The 1,143-nt window shown below is 66.3% G+C and carries 1 protein-coding gene and 1 pseudogene; both read right to left on the reverse strand.

The window, feature by feature from the left end:
- Positions 1-60: 60 nt before the first annotated feature.
- Positions 61-735 (reverse strand): potassium-transporting ATPase subunit C, encoded by a 675-nt coding sequence (locus tag ACWF94_RS40855; RefSeq protein WP_453500419.1) that lies wholly within the window; start codon positions 733-735, stop codon positions 61-63.
- Positions 736-740: 5 nt separating this feature from the next.
- A pseudogene (locus tag ACWF94_RS40860) lies at positions 741-1,143 on the reverse strand (potassium-transporting ATPase subunit B); the annotation flags it as partial.

Raw genomic sequence — 1,143 nt, forward strand, 5'->3', positions numbered from 1 at the left:
CGGGTGCCCCGCCGTTCGGCGCCGCCAGTACGGCCGGACATGCCCGTACCGTCGCTGCCGTCAGTTCCCGGTCAGCTCCTTGAGCGCGATGTTGAGCTTGAGGACATTGACCCGGGGTTCGCCGATGAAGCCGAGGACGCGGTCGCTGGTGTGGTCCTTCACCAGCTTCTCGACCTGCTGGACATCGAGGTTGTTGCGCTCGGCGACCCGGTGGATCTGGAGCTTCGCGTACGCGGGCGGGATGTCGGGGTCCAGGCCGGAGCCGGAGGAGGTGACGGCCTCGGCGGGCACATCCGACGGCTTGACCTTGTAGGTGGCGGTGGAGTTGTCCTTGACGACGGCCGCCTTGGCGTCCTTCACCCACTGGATCAGCTCGGCGTTGTCCCCCGAGCGGTTGGTGGCTCCGGAGAGGATCAGCGAGTACTGGGTGTTGACGCTGTTGCTGCCGAGGCCGTTGGAGGGCCGTGGCTGGAACCACCTGAGGTCCGGCCGGGCCGCCTCGTCGGCATTGTCGGGGTCCTTCTTCGGCAGGTTGTAGGTCTGGCCGATGAGGGAGGAGCCGACGACCTTGCCGTCGGCCTCGATCTCCGAGCCGTTGGCCTTGTCGTTGAAGAGGGTCTGGGCGACGCCGGTCACGGCGAGCGGATAGACGACGCCGCAGACGACGGTCAGGACGAGGAGGGCGCGCAGCGCCGCCGCGATCAGCCGTCCCGTATTGCGTACGGAGGTGTTCATGGTCGTCACCCGATGCCAGGAATGAGGGAGATGAGCAGGTCGATGAGTTTGATGCCGATGAACGGGGCGATGAGCCCGCCGAAGCCGTAGACGGTCAGATTGCGCCGCAGCATCCGGTCCGCGGTGGTCGGCCGGTAGCGCACGCCCTTGAGGGCGAGCGGGACGAGCGCGATGATGATCAGCGCGTTGAAGATCACCGCGGCGAGGATCGCGGACTCGGGCGACGACAGCCGCATGATGTTCAGCTTGTCCAGGCCCGGATAGGCGACCGCGAACATCGCGGGGATGATCGCGAAGTACTTCGCGACGTCGTTGGCGATCGAGAAGGTGGTCAGGGCGCCCCGGGTGATGAGGAGCTGTTTGCCGATCTCGACGATCTCGATGAGTTTGGTCGGGTTGGAGTCGAGG

The organism is Streptomyces sp. NPDC055078 (assembly GCF_053607985.1).

What these genes read in the sequence shown, in the direction of transcription:
- ACWF94_RS40855 (WP_453500419.1), bottom strand. Translation starts at nt 735, where the DNA reads ATGAACACCTCCGTACGCAATACGGGACGGCTGATCGCGGCGGCGCTG.